General features: G+C 74.7%; 14 protein-coding genes. 2 read left to right on the forward strand and 12 right to left on the reverse strand.

Annotated features, from left to right (window positions below; all coding sequences use genetic code 11):
- Window positions 1-119: 119 nt before the first annotated feature.
- Genes ACZ7HT_RS25950 through ACZ7HT_RS25985 form a run of 8 tightly spaced genes read right to left on the reverse strand, consistent with a single transcriptional unit; the run spans window position 120 to window position 7,943 of the window.
- Entirely contained in the window at window positions 120-1,361 is a 1,242-nt protein-coding gene (locus tag ACZ7HT_RS25950; protein WP_471170380.1) for an NADase-type glycan-binding domain-containing protein, read from the reverse strand.
- Window positions 1,362-1,366: 5 nt separating this feature from the next.
- Window positions 1,367-1,936, reverse strand: coding sequence for a phage tail protein (locus ACZ7HT_RS25955; RefSeq protein ID WP_471170383.1), 570 nt, complete (start codon window positions 1,934-1,936; stop codon window positions 1,367-1,369).
- Window positions 1,933-3,921 carry a putative baseplate assembly protein gene (locus tag ACZ7HT_RS25960; RefSeq protein WP_471170386.1) on the reverse strand — a complete coding sequence of 663 codons (1,989 nt, stop codon included), beginning with the start codon at window positions 3,919-3,921 and terminating at the stop codon, window positions 1,933-1,935. The genes ACZ7HT_RS25955 and ACZ7HT_RS25960 overlap by 4 nt, the downstream gene beginning before the upstream one ends.
- 10 nt (window positions 3,922-3,931) lie before the next feature.
- The gene (locus ACZ7HT_RS25965; protein WP_471170389.1) at window positions 3,932-4,330 is read right to left on the reverse strand and encodes a GPW/gp25 family protein; all 399 of its coding nucleotides are present in this window, start codon (window positions 4,328-4,330) and stop codon (window positions 3,932-3,934) included.
- Window positions 4,331-4,346: 16 nt separating this feature from the next.
- The gene (locus ACZ7HT_RS25970) at window positions 4,347-6,161 is read right to left on the reverse strand and encodes a VgrG-related protein (protein ID WP_471170392.1); all 1,815 of its coding nucleotides are present in this window, start codon (window positions 6,159-6,161) and stop codon (window positions 4,347-4,349) included.
- The gene (locus tag ACZ7HT_RS25975; RefSeq protein WP_471170395.1) at window positions 6,158-6,898 is read right to left on the reverse strand and encodes a CIS tube protein; all 741 of its coding nucleotides are present in this window, start codon (window positions 6,896-6,898) and stop codon (window positions 6,158-6,160) included. The genes ACZ7HT_RS25970 and ACZ7HT_RS25975 overlap by 4 nt, the downstream gene beginning before the upstream one ends.
- Before the next feature lies 1 nt (window position 6,899).
- Window positions 6,900-7,337, reverse strand: coding sequence for a phage tail protein (locus tag ACZ7HT_RS25980; RefSeq protein ID WP_471170398.1), 438 nt, complete (start codon window positions 7,335-7,337; stop codon window positions 6,900-6,902).
- 36 nt (window positions 7,338-7,373) lie between these two features.
- On the reverse strand, window positions 7,374-7,943 hold the full coding sequence (locus ACZ7HT_RS25985) for an extensin (protein ID WP_471170401.1): 570 nt from the start codon (window positions 7,941-7,943) through the stop codon (window positions 7,374-7,376).
- Between the two features lie 979 nt (window positions 7,944-8,922).
- On the opposite strand from ACZ7HT_RS25985, the gene ACZ7HT_RS25990 reads away from it, so the two are divergent.
- Window positions 8,923-9,141 carry a hypothetical protein gene (locus tag ACZ7HT_RS25990; RefSeq protein ID WP_471170404.1) on the forward strand — a complete coding sequence of 73 codons (219 nt, stop codon included), beginning with the start codon at window positions 8,923-8,925 and terminating at the stop codon, window positions 9,139-9,141.
- Between the two features lie 1,082 nt (window positions 9,142-10,223).
- On the opposite strand, the gene ACZ7HT_RS25995 is transcribed toward ACZ7HT_RS25990, so the two are convergent.
- The 4 genes from ACZ7HT_RS25995 to ACZ7HT_RS26010 are packed head-to-tail and all read right to left on the reverse strand — an operon-like array spanning window position 10,224 to window position 12,879.
- Entirely contained in the window at window positions 10,224-10,376 is a 153-nt protein-coding gene (locus ACZ7HT_RS25995) for a DUF6760 family protein (protein WP_167346856.1), read from the reverse strand.
- Window positions 10,373-10,795 carry a hypothetical protein gene (locus tag ACZ7HT_RS26000; RefSeq protein ID WP_471170407.1) on the reverse strand — a complete coding sequence of 141 codons (423 nt, stop codon included), beginning with the start codon at window positions 10,793-10,795 and terminating at the stop codon, window positions 10,373-10,375. The genes ACZ7HT_RS25995 and ACZ7HT_RS26000 overlap by 4 nt, the downstream gene beginning before the upstream one ends.
- Window positions 10,795-11,238 (reverse strand): phage tail protein, encoded by a 444-nt coding sequence (locus ACZ7HT_RS26005; RefSeq protein ID WP_471170409.1) that lies wholly within the window; start codon window positions 11,236-11,238, stop codon window positions 10,795-10,797. Before ACZ7HT_RS26005 ends, ACZ7HT_RS26000 begins: the two co-directional genes overlap by 1 nt.
- 60 nt (window positions 11,239-11,298) lie before the next feature.
- A complete protein-coding gene (locus tag ACZ7HT_RS26010) occupies window positions 11,299-12,879 on the reverse strand; it encodes a phage tail sheath family protein (protein WP_471170411.1) in 1,581 nt (526 codons plus the stop codon).
- A gap of 416 nt (window positions 12,880-13,295) precedes the next feature.
- Here ACZ7HT_RS26010 and ACZ7HT_RS26015 point away from each other — a divergent pair, with 416 nt between their 5' ends.
- Window positions 13,296-14,918 (forward strand): COG1470 family protein, encoded by a 1,623-nt coding sequence (locus ACZ7HT_RS26015; protein ID WP_471170413.1) that lies wholly within the window; start codon window positions 13,296-13,298, stop codon window positions 14,916-14,918.
- Window positions 14,919-14,965 lie beyond the last annotated feature (47 nt).

Here is a 14,965-nt window from a genome sequence, read left to right on the forward strand (position 1 = left end):
CCCCCCCCCCCCCCCCCCCCCCCCCCCCCCCCCCCCCCCCCCCCCCCCCCCCCCCCCCCCCCCCCCCCCCCCCCCCCCCCCCCCCCCCCCCCCACTCCCGCGTCCGTACGGGGTGGGGCTCAGGAGACGGACCTGCCGAAGAACTCCAGCTCCGCGACGGCCACCTGCTTGCGCGGGTCGGCGCGCCAGGCCGTGCGCAGCACCAGCTGGACCGACAGGGCGTCCCGGACGCGCACGTCGACACGCTGGGTCCCGCCGTCGTCGATGCGGTGGTGCGAGACGTGGAGTTCGCCCGCGGCGTCCTTCACCACGAGATCGAAGGTCTGCGGGGTGGCCTGCCCGTCCGCCTGGGTCGTGTTCTTCGCACTGCCGGGGGTGATGAGCACGCTGAGCAGATCGGTCGGCTCGGCGAAACGCGCCTCCAGGTACTGGCCCGCCGAGTCCCCCGCGTACCCCGTCCCCCACCAGGTGTTCGAGTAGCCGTCGCCCGCCAGCCTCGGGTCCTGCTTCGGCGCGGAGTGCGAGGCCAGCCAGGCGACCGGGTGTACCGGGACGCGCGTGGCGAAGTGGTCCTGCACCGCGCGGGCGGCCGGCGGGCCGCCGAAGACACCGCCGACCACCACGGCCACGACCGCCGCGGCGATCAGGGCCCGGACGAGGACGCGGCTCCGGTCGCGGGCGAGACCGGGCCGCCGGCCGGCGTACGGGCCCTCGGCCGTGGAGAGCCGCTCCGGGACCATCGGGGTCGCGCAGAAACGGCAGAAGTGACGGCCCGGGGTGTTGGCCAGCGAGCAGGCCGGGCACGGGGTGCCGCCCTCGACCGGGGCGGGCGCCGCGGCGGCCCGTACCGCCGGACGCGCCGCCTCCGGACGCGCGGGCAGCACGGGAGCGGCGACGGCCGGCTCCGCGGGCCGGGACTCGGGGACCGGGACGAGCAGGGAGCGCGCGACGGTGTCCGAGGGCGGGTCGGCGGCCGGAGCGGTGGGTTCGTCCGGTGCCGTCGACGCTGCCGGTGCCGTCGGGCGTCCGGGCACCGGCTCTTCGGGCGTCGGCCTCACGGAGTCGGGTCCCTCGGACCCCGTCCTCGCCTCCGGTACGGGTACGGGCATGGCCGCCTCGGTGGACGAGGGTACGGCGGGCAGCGGGGCGGTGACCTCCTCCGATCCGGCAGTGGACCCGGCCTCCCGTGCGGACCCGGCCTCCGGTGCGGAACCGGCAGGCCCGACGGAGGTCTCCGGTGCCTCACCGGCCGGGGTGTCCCAGCGCAGGAACGCTCCGCAACCGTCGCAGAACGACTGGTCCGACGTCCGCACCGGGCTCGCGCAGTCCGGGCAGGGGCGGGACTGGGGCGCGTCACTCATGGGGGTCATGCTCCTTCTGCTGTACGGGAAGTGGTCACCGCGACGGTGAACGGCAGGTGCGCCGGGCGGGCCGCGGCCACGACCGCCCGCAGCCGGTGCGGATCGACCGAGGCGGGGTCGGCCACCCGCAGGAGGACGTGCAGCCCGGCCACGGGTGCCCCGGGGAACGGGCCGAGCGGGCGGGCGGACCAGCTCGCGCCGCCGCTCTCGGTGATCTCCGGGGCGACGCCGAAGGCCAGCCGCACCGCCGCCGCGAGTCCCCGCCGGGTGCCGCGGACCCGGTGCAGCGCCACGGCCGAGGCGACCGCGTGGCGGCGCAGCGGCAGCGGCTCGCTGCCGTCCAGCTCCGCACCCACCCAGGTCGCCAGGTAGTCCACGAAGTCGGCGGGGGCCAGAGCGGGCGTGAAGTACGCCTCCAGTGAGTCGAGGACGTTGAACAGGGGAGCGAGGACGACGTCGAGGCCGGAGACGAACCGCTGCCCGAAGTCGTCCTCCGCGTAGACGGCGGGCAGCGCCGCCCCCAGCGGGTACGGGGTCGCGAGGCCCGGGACCGTACCGCGCGCGGAGCCGGTCACCGCGCCTCGATCACACGGACGCGGTGGTCGAACGGGAACAGCAGCGCGGACGGCGCCAGCTCGATGCGGTCCGTCGCCTCACCCCGCCGGCCGGTCAGCGGATCCGCCGGGTGCAGCTGCACCTCGTCCACCAGCTCCACGCCCGGCACCCGCTGGAGCGCCGCGAAGACCTCCCCGGCGCGCAGCGGGCGCCCGAACGGCCAGCCCTCGCCGTGCGCGCCGCCGGTCAGCGGGTCCAGGTACGCGTACAGCGTGTCCAGCGCCTCGGCGCGCACCCGCTCCGCCTCGGCCGCCCGGAACGAGTGCAGCGTCGCGACCACCGTCACCCCCTGGTAGAACGGCGGGCCGACGGCGAGCCGGGTGCCCAGGGGGCGCCGCTCGTCGAGGAAGCCCGTGACCCGGGACAGGAGTTCGTCGCCCGGGACGAGCTGCTCGAAGCGCAGCCGCCCGCCCCGGTCCGGCACCGCCTGCGGTACCACCAGGACCCGGACCGCGTTGTCGCCCGCCTCGGCCGCGTCCGCCGCCAGGCAGGAGATCCGCGCGGCCTCGGGAGCGGCCCGCCGGGCCAGCTCCTCGTAGTCGCGCGCGGTGACGGCCCGTTCCTGCGCCCGCAGGGTGACGGGCGCGCGGGACTTGGCCTCCTCGACGGTCTCCCCGTCCACCCCGCCCCGCGCCGCCTCGCGGTTCTCGACGCGCGCGATGTACGGGATGGAGCTGCGCAGGACGGTGATCGTGGAGCGGGCCACGTTCCCCGCGCGGCCGCCGCCGGTGCCGTAACGGACCGCGCGGATCGCCGCGCCCTTCGGCGGCACGGCACCGAACTGCCGCAGGGTGCCGTCCGGTTGGCGTACGGAAGGGCCGAAGGCGATCTCGCCGGTCGTCGCGTCCAGGGTGTAGTGCCGGTCACCGGGGCGCGAGGAGGCGAAGTCGCGGACGGCGGACCACTCCTGCCAGCCGGCCTCCGGGTCCTCCTCGTCCCCGCCGCCGTCCGCCCGCTCGGCGACCTGGAGCAGTAGCGGCGGCCGGTCCACGACCGGAGCGTGCGCGAGCCGTACCCGCTGGCCCGGGACGCCCTCGGACTCGCCCAGACGCTCGTCCCGCACGGCCTCCGCGTGCGCCGCCCGCACCGTGCCGCCGATGGTGAACGCGGCCGCCGCCCGTACGGTCGGCGACTCGCTGTACGACGGCAGACCCTCGACCGGGTCCACGACCCGGCAGCGCACCCAGCCCGCCTCGTGCCCGCCGAGCCGCGAGACCGCGTGCCCGGACGGCACGTGCAGCACCACCTCGCCCGGCCGGTTGAGCCCGCCCGTGGAGTCCTCGTCGACCTCGCACGCGACCCAGCCCTCCGCCGCCGACCAGGCCTCCCACACCAGCGGCGGGCGGCGCGGGTCCACGCCGACGCCGTCCACCCGGCTGTCCAGGTCGAGGACGAGCACACAGTCCGGCACGGCGGCCGAGAGCCCGAGCAGCAACGCGTCCCCGACGCGCGGCAGAGCGGAGAAGGCGGGGACGTCATCGCCGCCCACGATGTCCTGCGACCGGTCCTCCGGCGTCCCCCCGGCCTCCTGCCGCAGCAGACGGGTCAACGCGCAGGGCACGACGGTCAGATCGGCCGTCGTCGCGAAGACGACCGCCTCCTCCGTCTCCGTGCGCCCCGTGGACACCTCCGTGCCGACGGGCAGCAGCACCGGCTCGGGCTGCGGCGCGGAGAGCCGGAAGGTGATGTCGGCGCGGGCCGCGGCGGGCGGGAAGAGCGTCACACCGAGCAGGTCGAGAAAGGCCAGGTGGTTCTTCTCCGGGACCCGGTTGAGCCGGTAGACGAGCTGGTCCGCCATGTGCGCGACGGCCTCGACCAGGGTGACGCCCGGATCGGACACGTTGTGGTCGGTCCACTCGGGGCACGCCTGCTGGATGTAGCGCTTGGCGTCGTCGACGAACTGCTGGAAGCGGCGGTCGTCGAGATGGGGTGCGGGCAGGGCCATGGCGGCTCTTTCAGTCCTCGGAGGGGATGACGTAGAAGGGGAAGACGAGGTTGCGCGGATTGTTCGCGCCGCGCACCCGGTAGCGGATGTCGATGTACAGGGTGGTCGGCTGCCCGGGCGCGGGGGCGACCGTGACGTCCTCCACCTCGATCCGCGGCTCCCAGCGGTCGAGCGAGGACATCACCTCGTACCGGACCCGGCCCATGGTCGCGTCGTTGACCGGAGCGAACACCAACTCGTGCACCGCGCAGCCGAATTCGGGCCGCATCGGCCGCTCGCCCGGCGCCGTCGCGAGCACCAGGCGCATCGACTCCTCGATCTCGCGGTCGCGCCGGACCAGGGCGATCGAGCCGCTCGGCCCGGTGCGCAGGGGAAAGCCCCAACCGGCACCGACGAAGTGCTCACTCATGGCGTCCTCCTTCTGCTCAGAACGGCAGGTTCGCCGCGACGGGGTTGGGCATCGGGACGGTCGAGGTGACGAACATCGGCGCGTTCACGACGGCCTGGGTCAGCGCCGACACCTTGAACTTCGCCCCGGCCTTGATGTCCACGCCGAGACCCGCGTTCAGCCGGATCTTCCCGGCGGCGGAGAGCGTCAGATCCATCCCCGACTCGACCGTGACCCCCCGGGCCCCGCTGATCGTGACCGTGCCGTCGCTGTCGATGGTCAGCGTCGTGCGCGCCTCGTTCAGCTCGACGCTCAGCCCGCCCTTCGACGTCCGCAGCCGGATGCCGTGCGAGGCACGCGTCCGGCCGCCCTCCTCGCGCAGCTCCACGGTGTGCCCGGTGCGCGAGGTCAGCGCACGCCACTGCACCCGGCCGCTCGTCGGATCGACGGGCGCGACCCGGTCCGTGGCCGGAGTGTGCCGGTCGACGCCGTTGTACAACCCCGCGAGAACATACGGGTGTTCAAGAGAGCCCCGGTCGAAGGCGCACAGCACCTCGTCGTCCACCTCGGGCAGTACGAGACCACCGCCGCCGCGCCCGCCGAGCTGGGCGACCCGGCACCAGCCGCTCTCGTACGTCGCGGAAAGCCACGGGAACCGCAGTCTGACCCGGCCGAGCGACAGCGGATCCTTGGTGTTGGTGACCAGCGCGACCGCGACGCCCGGCATGGGCGGCGCCGGCTCCCCGCCGCCCGAGGCCGTCCCGTACAGCGAACGGAACTGCCGGCCCGACACCGTCAGCCAGGTGGTGAACTGCCGCCCCGACGCGAAGACATGGCGCACCCCGGTCGCGGTGTAGCGCCCCTCGAACGGGAACCCGGCACCCTTCACGGCCACCGGCTGCCCCGGCTTCAGCGACGGATTGCCGGTGACGGCGACCTCCACCTCCGCGAACGACCCGGTGACGTCGTCGGCGAGCGCGGCCGCCGCGTGCGTCACCTCCGACTGCGTCGTGAACGGCGTGCCGGTCGCGGCGAGTTCGGCCGCGCCGAAGGGCGCCGACAGCTGTGCCGGGGTGATGTCCGAGACGATGTCCCGGCTCGCGACGGCGGGCGTCGGCGAGGACAGGGCCTGCTTCGTACGGGGATCCCAGCCCCGCACGTCCACCCTCCCCACCTGCCCGGCGGCCGTCACCGACACCCGGCTGTGCAGCGTGTTCGCGCCGAAGTCCAGGACGTACGGGCTGGCCGCGGCCGGCGTGGTGTCGGCGGGGGCGGAGGAGGCCGGCGGCAGAGCGGCGAAGACGAGGCGGCCCGCCGCGTCGACCGAGAGCCGGACGTCGTTCTCCCGGGCAAGGCGCGACAGGAAGTCCCAGTCCGTGATGTTGGGCTGGGTCGCCAACTCGTAGACGGTGGGCGTGGCTTCCACCTTGCCGAGCGGGATGCGGTTGAGCGCGGCGAGCTTCCGGACGATGTCGGAGGCGGTCATGTTCGGGTAGCCCTCGACCCGCCGGTTGCGCAGCAGCCGGTGCCCCGGGTCGTAGCCCCGCACGATCAGGTACCGCCCGTGCCCGGGCGTCGCGTCCACCTCCACGGCGGTGACCTCACCGGTCAGCATGGGCTCGCCGAGACGCCCGTCCGTGAACGGGGACAGCACCGCCATGGCCCCCACCTTCAGAAAGGGGAACTTCTCGGTGAGCGTCCCGTCCTTGTCGCTGAACGTCAGCTGGAACGCGGACGGGACGTTGACACTCGCGTCCACCCAGCCCTCCGTGAGCCGGACCGCCAGCGGGTCGGGGAGCGGCGTGCCGTCGAGCTGCACGTGGAGGACGGTGGTGAAGGTCTTCTCGCTCATGAGGCGCCCTCGGTCTCCGGCATGTCGGTGGTGGACGGGAGCAGCAGTTCCGTGCCCGGGCGCAGCCGCATCGGATCGTCGATGCCGTTCGCCTCGGCGATGACCCGCCAGCGCGTCGCGTCGCCGTACTCCCGCCAGGCCAGCGAGGCGAGCGAGTCCCCGGCGACCGTACGGTGCGCCTTGCGGGCCGACAGCGCGCCCGACGTCGGGTTCTGCTTCTTGGTCGCGGTGGCGACCTCGGTCAGCGACAGCGAACAGGTGGCACGGATCGGGATGCCGCTCGGGCTGAAGAGGGTGTACGTCGCGGAGACGTCCGTCACGTACGCGACGAACCGCACCGTCGAGAACGACCCCCACGAGAACTCCACCCACGGCGGCGACGGCGCCTTCGCGCCGATGCTCTGCTGGGTCACCTCGCAGCAGGACAGCAGGAGCTCCACCTGCTGCAGCACGTCGTTCGACGACGGATCGTCCGACCGGTCGAGGAACACCTCCAGCCGGAGCCGGGCGGGCTCGCTGCCGGTGAACTTCGGCGGCGCGCCACGGGTGTACGCCACCGCCGGCTCGGTGTGCCACTTCGCCGACCGGCTCAACTCCAGCTGGTCCGGGTTGAACTGGAACTTCACCTCGCCGATCCGGCCCCCCATCGAACCGCCGAGGTCCGTCGGCGGCTGATGGATCGACAGCGAGGCGCGCGACAGTCCCCGGGCCGCGAGGGCGCCCATGATCCCGGCCATCTCAGGCGCCCCCCGCGTCGGTGAAACCGTGGTGCGCGATCTCGAGCGCCTCGGTGGCGACGGCCGGATTGGCCGGGTCCAGCGTCGGCCCCGTCCAGCGCACCGGCAGCACCTCGACGAGCCCCCACTGCGCGACCGTCGACCCGTCCGCGCGCAGCGCCGCGATCTGCGCCGTCGGGCGCGTGATGCCCGTCGCGAGCGACGAGATCCAGGCGGCGACCTTCGCCGTGTCCGGGGTGAGGGGACGGGTCAGGCGGATGGTCGAGAAGGTCACGCGGGTGGGGAGCTGCCACACGAAGCCGTTGTTGCCGCCCTCCCGGCGCTGCTCCACCTCCACCTCGGAGGACAGGCCGTCGCAGCCGTTGAACAGGCCGAGGTCCTGGCCGTCGATCGTGAGCTTGAAGAAGACGGTGGATGCGGGGTCCAGCTGCGTGGGCATGGGCGGGTCTCTCGGTAGGCGGGTCGGGGGTGCTTGCTAGTGGCCGTGGTCGCGGAGCCGGCCCACCCGCTCGCGGTCGGCACGGAGCTCGGCGCGCAGCAGGCGCGAGAGCGGCGTGACGAGACGCCGGGCCAACTCGTCGAGATGCGTCGGCGATTCGGCGTCGGGAGCCGCTTCGGGGGCGGGCTGCCGCGCGGGCGGTGAGGCGGTCGCGGTACGGGCGACGGTGGGGGCGGCGCGGGGTGCTGCTTGCGGTGAGGCGGTGGCGGCGGCGGTCGGCTGGATCGGGACGGGGGGTGCCGGAGGGGGAGCGGGCGGCGCGGGAGCGGGCGTGCTCTGACGCTGTACGACCACCGGCCGGGCGGTCGGCCGCACCACGGCCGGCTCGGGGAGGGGGACGACGGACCGCTGGACGGCGGGCGGAGGGCCCGGGCGGGAGAGGGGAACGGTCGCCGGGGCGGGCGCGCTCACGGTCCCGGGGATGCTCGGGGCGAGCGGCCGGGTGGTGGCGAGCGGCCGAACGGAACGCCGCTGGACCGCGGGCGCGGTGGCGCGGGGGAGGTCGGCGAGGGTGACGACGGGGAGGGGCGCGGCCGTCGCCCGCACCGGTGCCGGCGCTTCGACCGGGCGGGTCGGTGCGGCGGTGGCCGCGGGCGCGGGTGCGGGTGCCGGAGGGGCGAGGGGAGGAATGACCGGGGCCCCGATCGGGGACCGACGAGGTACGGGCTTGGCCTGAGGAGAGGGCGAATCGGCGAGCGAGCGCTGAACGGGCGCGCCAAGGCCCGGCCGAACGGGCGGCGTTGCGGCGACGGCGCGGTGCGGCCCGGATGCCCGGGGGTCCGGCGCGACCGGATTCCCGGGGCGCGCCGGGGGGAGGGACGCGGTAGCGGGTGCGGGGTCTGTTCGGCGTGAGGGGGCGGCGGGGGTGGGCGGGGTGGTGGGAGTGGCAGGGGTGCGCGGGGTGGTGGGAGTGGCAGGAGTATCCGGAGTGACCAGAGTGGCGGGAGCGGCCGGGGTGGTGGAACTGGCAGGAGTGCCCGGAGTGGTCGGGGCGGTGGGAGGGGCGGGAGCGACCTTGGTAGCCGGGGGTGCCTGAGCGGCGGGGGTCGCGGGGGCCGTCTGGAGTGTCGGAACGACGGGGGGCGTTGGAGCGGCGGCTGGAGTGGCCGGGGCTGCCGGGATAGCCGGAGTCGCCGGGGCGGCTGGGGTGGCCAGGGGCGCCGGAGCGGCTGAGGTAGCAGCCGGGCACGCCGGAGTATCCGGGGCCGCCGGGATCGCCGGGATCGCCGGGATCGCTCGGGTCGCCGGACTCGCCGGGGCCGCCGGGGGTGCCGCAAGCGTCGGAGCCGCCGCGGGCGCCTCCGACGGCGGCGGTGTCGTCGTCGCCGTGCTCCAGTCGGCTCCCGGCGCGCGACGCGCGCGCCGTACGGAGGGGCGGCGCTGCACCGGAGTGTCGGGCGCGCCGACGGGAGTCCCGGGCCCGGTGGGGGAACCAGGGCCCGGGACGTTCTGGGGCCGCCCGGGGCGCGAGGGCTCCGGCGCGGCATTGTCGGGTGCGGGCGTGGCACCGGCAGGTGTGGTGGGCGTGGGTGCCGCGAACGGCCTCGCGGCACCGGCAGGAGCCAGGTGGCGCGGAGGCTGTACGGGCCGGGCGGAGAGCAGCGGCGAGCGCCGCGCGGGCGCGGGCCGGACGGGCCCGGAGGGCGTGGCACCCACAGCCCGCGTCTCCGCGCGCGGGGTGCCGACGGCCTCGCGCCCGGACGGCGCGACGGACCGGACCGGGTCGGTCGCGGCGGCACGCTGAACCGCCTGGGGGCGGGACGGAGACGGGGCGGAGGCGCTGGTCGCGGGCGGGGTGGCCGAGCGGCCGCGTACCGGGGCGGTCGCTTCACCCCGGACCGAAGCGGTCGCGTCGCTCGGTACGGGGGCGACTGCGTCGGCCCGCGCCGGAGAAGCAGCGCTGTCCCGTGCCGGCCCGGCTGCCGCGCCCCGTAGCGGGGCCGCTGCCACGCGTGGTACCGGAGTTGTGCTGCTCTCTGCCGGATTGGCGGCGCTGCCGCGTGCGGGGGTGGATGCGCGACCCCGTAGCGGGGCCGCTGCCCCGCCCGGTGCCGGAGTCGTGCTGCCCTCCGCCGTACCCCGTGCCGGGGTGGACGCGCGGCCCTTCGCCGGGGCCGCTGCCCCGTTCGGTGCCGGAGCCTTGCCGTCCTCAGCCGGGCCGGCGGACCTACCCCGTGCCTGGGGGGACGCCTGGTCCCGTACCGGAGCCGCCGTCCCGCCCCGTACCGGAGCCGCAGTGCCCTCGGCCGGGCCCGCCGCCTCGCTCCGGGCCGGAGCGGCCGCGTTTCCTCGCCCTGGCGTGGAGGCCTGACGCTGCGCGGGAGCGGTCGCCTGACCCCGTACCCGCGCGGGTCCGGCGGGTCCCTTGGAGGCCGAGACCTCCGGCGTCTGCCCGTTCCGGCCGTCGTGGGCCTCGGGTGCGCGCTGGATCGGCGGCGACGGGGTGGTGCCGGTCGCAGGGGGTCCCGCCACCGGCAGTCGCAGGCCCGGGAGTTCCGGGGCCGGGGTGCCCGACGGCGGGCGGACGGGGCGTACCGCGTCGAGGAGTACGCCTCCGGGCGCGTCCGGGACCGCGCCGTGGCCGAGGCCGGTCTGGAAGGAGGGGTTCCAGTGGGTGGCGAGCGACGACGCGAAGCCGTGCTCCGTGATGGTGCGGGAGGTCCCGTCGAGGACGCGCTGCACGGGCGGCAGCCCGAGCCACGCATCCCCCGGCGCCGTCGCCGGCGCGACGGACTCCGTGACCGGCTCCGCTCCGGACGACCTCCGCGCCCGCCATCTCTCGAACATGCCCATCCCTTTTGCCAACCTCCTTTCCCCCTGCCGTGCTTACGCCTGCGACCGCTCCACCAGCGACGCCACCTGTGCCACGTACCTGCGCCGGTCCGCGTGTTCCAGGTCGAGGATGTCGTCCATGCCCCAGTGGAAGTGGAAGGCGAGGTACGCGGTCTCCTCCTCGATCCGGTCGGCCGCGTACGTCACGATTCCCCCAGGCGGCTCCCGGCCAGCTCGACCTCGAAGGACTCCTCGCAGTGCGGGCAGGCGACGGCGGCCCGTGTGTGGCCCTCGGCGTTGATCTGCCGGTAGAAGTCCTGGAGGAACGCCAGGTCGGAGGCGAACATGTTCTCCACCGTCCCGTCGTGGACCGACGGGAGCGTGCCGAGCCGGGTGATGACCCGGCCGAGCAGCACCACGGACAGGTACGCCGGGTTCTCGCGGACCCGGACGTCCCGCAGCGGCAGCAGCTCGTCCCGGGCCGTGGCCAGCCGCATCGCCCCGTGCCGGTGCACGGTGCCCGCCTCGTCGACGAATCCGCGCGGCAGCTCGAACTCGAACTCGGTGCGCAGCGGCTCCTGTCGGCGGTCCGACGGCGCCGCCCCCGCCGATCCTTCGCGTCGCATCAGCCGAGCGTCAGCTCTTCGAAGGTGATGGTGACCTGCTCGGTCAGGGCGGCCGCGTCACCGGCCTTGGTGGAGCTCAGCGCGACCTTGGTGCACCAGGCGTTGCGGAGGTTGTACCGCTTCACCTCGGTCAGCTGGTAGTCCATGAAGATGATGGACGCGTTCTTGCGGGCCGTGCCCATGTCGCCGGCCATGGAGGCGGTGATCCACTCGGTGAACGCGGCGGACTGCGTGGCGCCGCGGGTCACCGTGCACTCGCCGGCCTTCTTCACGCCGGGGAGCTTCTTGATGATGGGCTTGCCGTCCGCCGAGACCTGCTGGTACTCGATGACGTCCTGCTCCATGGTGAGGCCGCTGATCTCCTGCAGGGTCTCGACCATGACGCCGTCGATCTGCAGGCCGAAATTGTGGGTGGTGAGGGCGTCACCGGTGTCGAGGGCCATGCGGGTCACTCCTGTTCATGAGGGGTGGGAAGGGGTACGGACTCGGTGGGGGAGGGCGGGCTACTCCTCCAGCTCGCCGCCGCCGCCCTGGAACTGCGAGAGGCGGAAGACCACGAACTCCGCCGGCTTCACGGGCGCGATGCCGATCTCGCAGACCACCCGGCCGAGGTCCACCGACTCCGGCGGGTTGGTCTCCTCGTCGCACTTCACGTAGAAGGCGTCCTCGGCGCGCTGGCCGAACAGGGCGCCCTGGCGCCACTCGTTGACGAGGAACGCGGAGATGTTGCGGCGGATACGGGCCCACAGCGACTGGTCGTTGGGCTCGAAGACCACCCACTGCGTCCCGACGAGGATCGACTCCTCGAGGTAGTTGAAGTAGCGGCGGACGTTCAGGTACCGCCAGGCCGGGTCGGAGGCCAGCGTCCGCGCGCCCCACACCCGGATGCCGCGGCCCGGGAAGGCGCGGATGCAGTTGACGCCGAGCGGGTTGAGCAGGTCCTGCTCGCCGCGCGTGATCTGGAGCTCCAGGTCGACCGCGCCGCGCACGATCTCGTTGGCGGGCGCCTTGTGGACACCGCGCTCGGCGTCGTTGCGGGCCCAGACGCCGGCCATGTGACCCGACGGCGGCACCGAACGGGTCTGGCCGCCGGCCGGGTCGAAGGACTTGATCCACGGGTAGTAGAGCGCCGCGTACCGGGAGTCGTAACCGGCCGTCTCCTGGCGCCACTTGCGGATGTCACGGGCGTTCATGCCCGGCGGCGGGTCCAGGATCGCCATGCGGTCGCCCATCAGCTCGCAGTGCGCGATCAGGCCGAGCTGGACGGCCTTGACCTGCTCCACGTCGATGAGCCCCTGCTGGTAGGCCGCCATCAGGTCCGGCACGGCGACCATGTTGATCTCGTCGAAGGCCTCCAGACCACCGAAGCCGGTGCGGTCGGCGGAGTCGCCGATGAACTGCCCGGACTCCATCGCGGCGAGGGCGTCGTCCCGTACCGCGACCGGGGCGGGGGCCTGCGCGGGCGGGGCCAGGGTCACGGTCTGCGCGTCGGGCCTGGCGAGCTGCCCGCCGGCCACGGCCTCCTCCAGGACGATGGTCTTGGAGCGCTGCTTGACCTGCGCGACGACGTAGTTGCGGGCGCTCTTCTTCGCGGAGGCGTCGAAGCTCTCGACGACCTTCTCGCCGTCCCTGACGACCAGCTTGAACCGCTCGGCCTCGCCCTCGACGTCCTGCACCTCGACGGTGAGCGCCCCGCCCGCCTCGGAGCCGGCGGCGATGGCCGCGACCCGGAAGGTGCCGAGCGCGACGGCCTCGCCGACGGCGAGCTCGCGCGGCGCGGCGGCGGCCGCCCCTACGGGCTCCGTGGCGCCCTGGGCGTCCCCGCCGCCCACGCGCACCACGTACGCGGCGGTGCCGCCGTTGTTGAAGAAGCCGTACACGGAGTGGGCGAGGTAGTACCCGTCCGTGAAGTCACCGAACGACGCGACGAACTGAGACCAGTTGGTGACGAGCACCGGCTCGTTCAGCGGCCCGGCCGGCGACAGGCCGACGAAGGCGGCGACGGAGGTCCCGACGCCCTCGATGGGCCGGGAGCCGCTGGCGACTTCCTCGACGTAGACGCCGGGGGACAGGTAGGTGGGCATCGAGCTCTACTCCGATCACATGCTGCTGACGATGGTGAAATCGGCCATCGGCGCCGGGGCGTCCGCACGGACATCGGCCGAACGATGACGACTCTCGCCCAGCCCCAACCGCCCCGACCAGGGAAGAAGGGGCGCTCGCGAGGGCAGCCGGGGATGCCCCAACGGTCACGCTCCCCGGGCCGGACCTTCCCTCGCCGGTACGGTCGCGGCCGTCGGAGCCGTATCGGCGCCGGGGACACCCGCACCCCTTGACACGGCGCCCCGGCGTGCGAGGGTAGGGCCGGAGCGCCCACCGGCCGGGGGGCCCGGTCGTCCGTGCCGTACCGCCCCCAAGGTGCGTCGGGGCAATCCGTGTTGCCCTCGCACCGGCCCTTTCGGGCAGCCGCGACCCACCCCCGCCCCCCTAGCCTGCGTCCATGACCATCTGGACCTCTCTGGACCCGGCCGATGTCACCGTCGAGCCGGGGGCCCGGACCTCCGCCCGGCTACGGGTGCGCAACACCGGGGACACCGTCGAGGAGTACCGGCTCTCCCTCGTCGGCAAACCCTCGGGCTGGTCCCGGGTGGAGCCGGACGTCCTCCGCCTCTACCCGGGCAGCGAGGGGACCGCCGAGATCACCTTCGCCCCGCCCCGCTCCTCGGACGTGGAGGCCGGACCCCTCGCGTACGGCGTCCGCGTCGACCCCAGGGAGAACGCCGGCGCCCGCGACGTGGTGGAGGGCCGGCTGACCGTCACGCCCTTCACCGAGACCCGCGCCGAGCTGCTGCCGCCCGCGCTCATCGGCCGCTTCCGGGGCCGGGCCAGGATCGCCGTCGACAACCTCGGCAACACCCCGCTGACCGCGTCCCTGATCGCCCGCGACGACGCCAACCGGCTCACCTTCGACCTGCGGCCGAACGCCGTGCAGATCGCCCCCGGCCGCGCCGCGTTCGGCGAACTCACCGTGCGGCCGCAGGCCGTGCGGTGGACCGGCTCCGAGGAGTCGCACCGCTTCACCGTGGCCGTCCGCCGGGCGGGCGACGACACCGCACTCGACCTGGAGGCCACCTACGACCAGCGGCCCGTCTTCGGGAACTGGCTCGTCGTCGCCGGCGGACTCCTCGTGACCGCCGCCATCGCCTTCGCCGTGCTCTGGTTCGGCTTCTCCCCGAAGATCGTCAGCGCCGCCAAGGAGATCCAGGCGACCGGCGCACCCAGGCCCGGGCAGCAGGGCGGCGGGAAGGAGCTGCCCGCAGCGCCCCCGCCCGGCGACACCGGCGGCCCCACGCCCGGCGGGAAGCCGCCCGGCGACCAGCCCCCGCCGCTGGACGGGCCCCGCCCGCCGGCCGACGGAGACGGCGGTACGGACGACGGCGCCGGCGGCCCGGGTGGCGGGACGACCGGCGGCGGATCCGGCGGAGGCGCGCCGACCGACCCGGGACCGGGCTCCGACGACGGCGCGAACCAGCAGCCCCCGCCCCCGCCGGCCCAGACGAAGACCCTTCCCCCCTGGGTCCAGGGCGACCCGAAGGACCTCGTCGTCGAGTACGCGCAGGAGCGCCTCGCGCACATGAGCAACGCCTGCAAGCTCACGGGGAGTTGGACGCGCGGCGTGATCGACAGGGCGACCCGCGACTCGATCGCCTGCTACCAGCACGCCGTCGTCGACGACGCCGTCGCGAACGGCAAGAACTCCGGCGAGATCCTGGACAACGACACGGAGGGCACCCTCGGGCGCTCCACCCTCGTCTCCCTCTGGGCCCAGGGCATCACGCCCGACGAGGTGAAGCCGGGGAGCAGCAGCATGGAGAACACCCAGCTGATGGCCGCCTTCTGGAACGCGTACAACCGTCAGTTCAGCGACCACGACCTCTCCGTGGCGCGCACGAACGCCCGCTCCGGCATCGACAACCTCCGGACGGGTCAGGTGAAGGCCACCCGGAACGACGGCAGCGTCCAGGACCACATCCGCCAGTACCAGGCGGCCGTCGGACTCACCGCGACGGGCACCGTCGACTGGGACACCCTGCACAAGATGGTCGGCGGCAGCGTCATGTGAGCCGCCGGCGCGACCGGCCGAGGGGGCCACCCGCACGGGTGCCCCCC

Source organism: Streptomyces sp. NPDC037410 (genome assembly GCF_055602235.1).

Excerpts from the sequence above, each read along its gene's own strand:
- ACZ7HT_RS26000 (WP_471170407.1), bottom strand. The coding sequence starts at position 10,795 with ATGCGACGCGAAGGATCGGCGGGGGCGGCGCCGTCGGACCGCCGACAG.
- ACZ7HT_RS26005 (WP_471170409.1), bottom strand. The coding sequence starts at position 11,238 with ATGGCCCTCGACACCGGTGACGCCCTCACCACCCACAATTTCGGCCTG.
- ACZ7HT_RS25965 (WP_471170389.1), bottom strand. The coding sequence starts at position 4,330 with ATGAGTGAGCACTTCGTCGGTGCCGGTTGGGGCTTTCCCCTGCGCACC.
- ACZ7HT_RS25980 (WP_471170398.1), bottom strand. The coding sequence starts at position 7,337 with ATGCCCACGCAGCTGGACCCCGCATCCACCGTCTTCTTCAAGCTCACG.
- ACZ7HT_RS26015 (WP_471170413.1), top strand. The coding sequence starts at position 13,296 with ATGACCATCTGGACCTCTCTGGACCCGGCCGATGTCACCGTCGAGCCG.
- ACZ7HT_RS25975 (WP_471170395.1), bottom strand. The coding sequence starts at position 6,898 with ATGGCCGGGATCATGGGCGCCCTCGCGGCCCGGGGACTGTCGCGCGCC.
- ACZ7HT_RS26010 (WP_471170411.1), bottom strand. The coding sequence starts at position 12,879 with ATGCCCACCTACCTGTCCCCCGGCGTCTACGTCGAGGAAGTCGCCAGC.
- ACZ7HT_RS25950 (WP_471170380.1), bottom strand. The coding sequence starts at position 1,361 with ATGAGTGACGCGCCCCAGTCCCGCCCCTGCCCGGACTGCGCGAGCCCG.
- ACZ7HT_RS25970 (WP_471170392.1), bottom strand. The coding sequence starts at position 6,161 with ATGAGCGAGAAGACCTTCACCACCGTCCTCCACGTGCAGCTCGACGGC.
- ACZ7HT_RS25960 (WP_471170386.1), bottom strand. The coding sequence starts at position 3,921 with ATGGCCCTGCCCGCACCCCATCTCGACGACCGCCGCTTCCAGCAGTTC.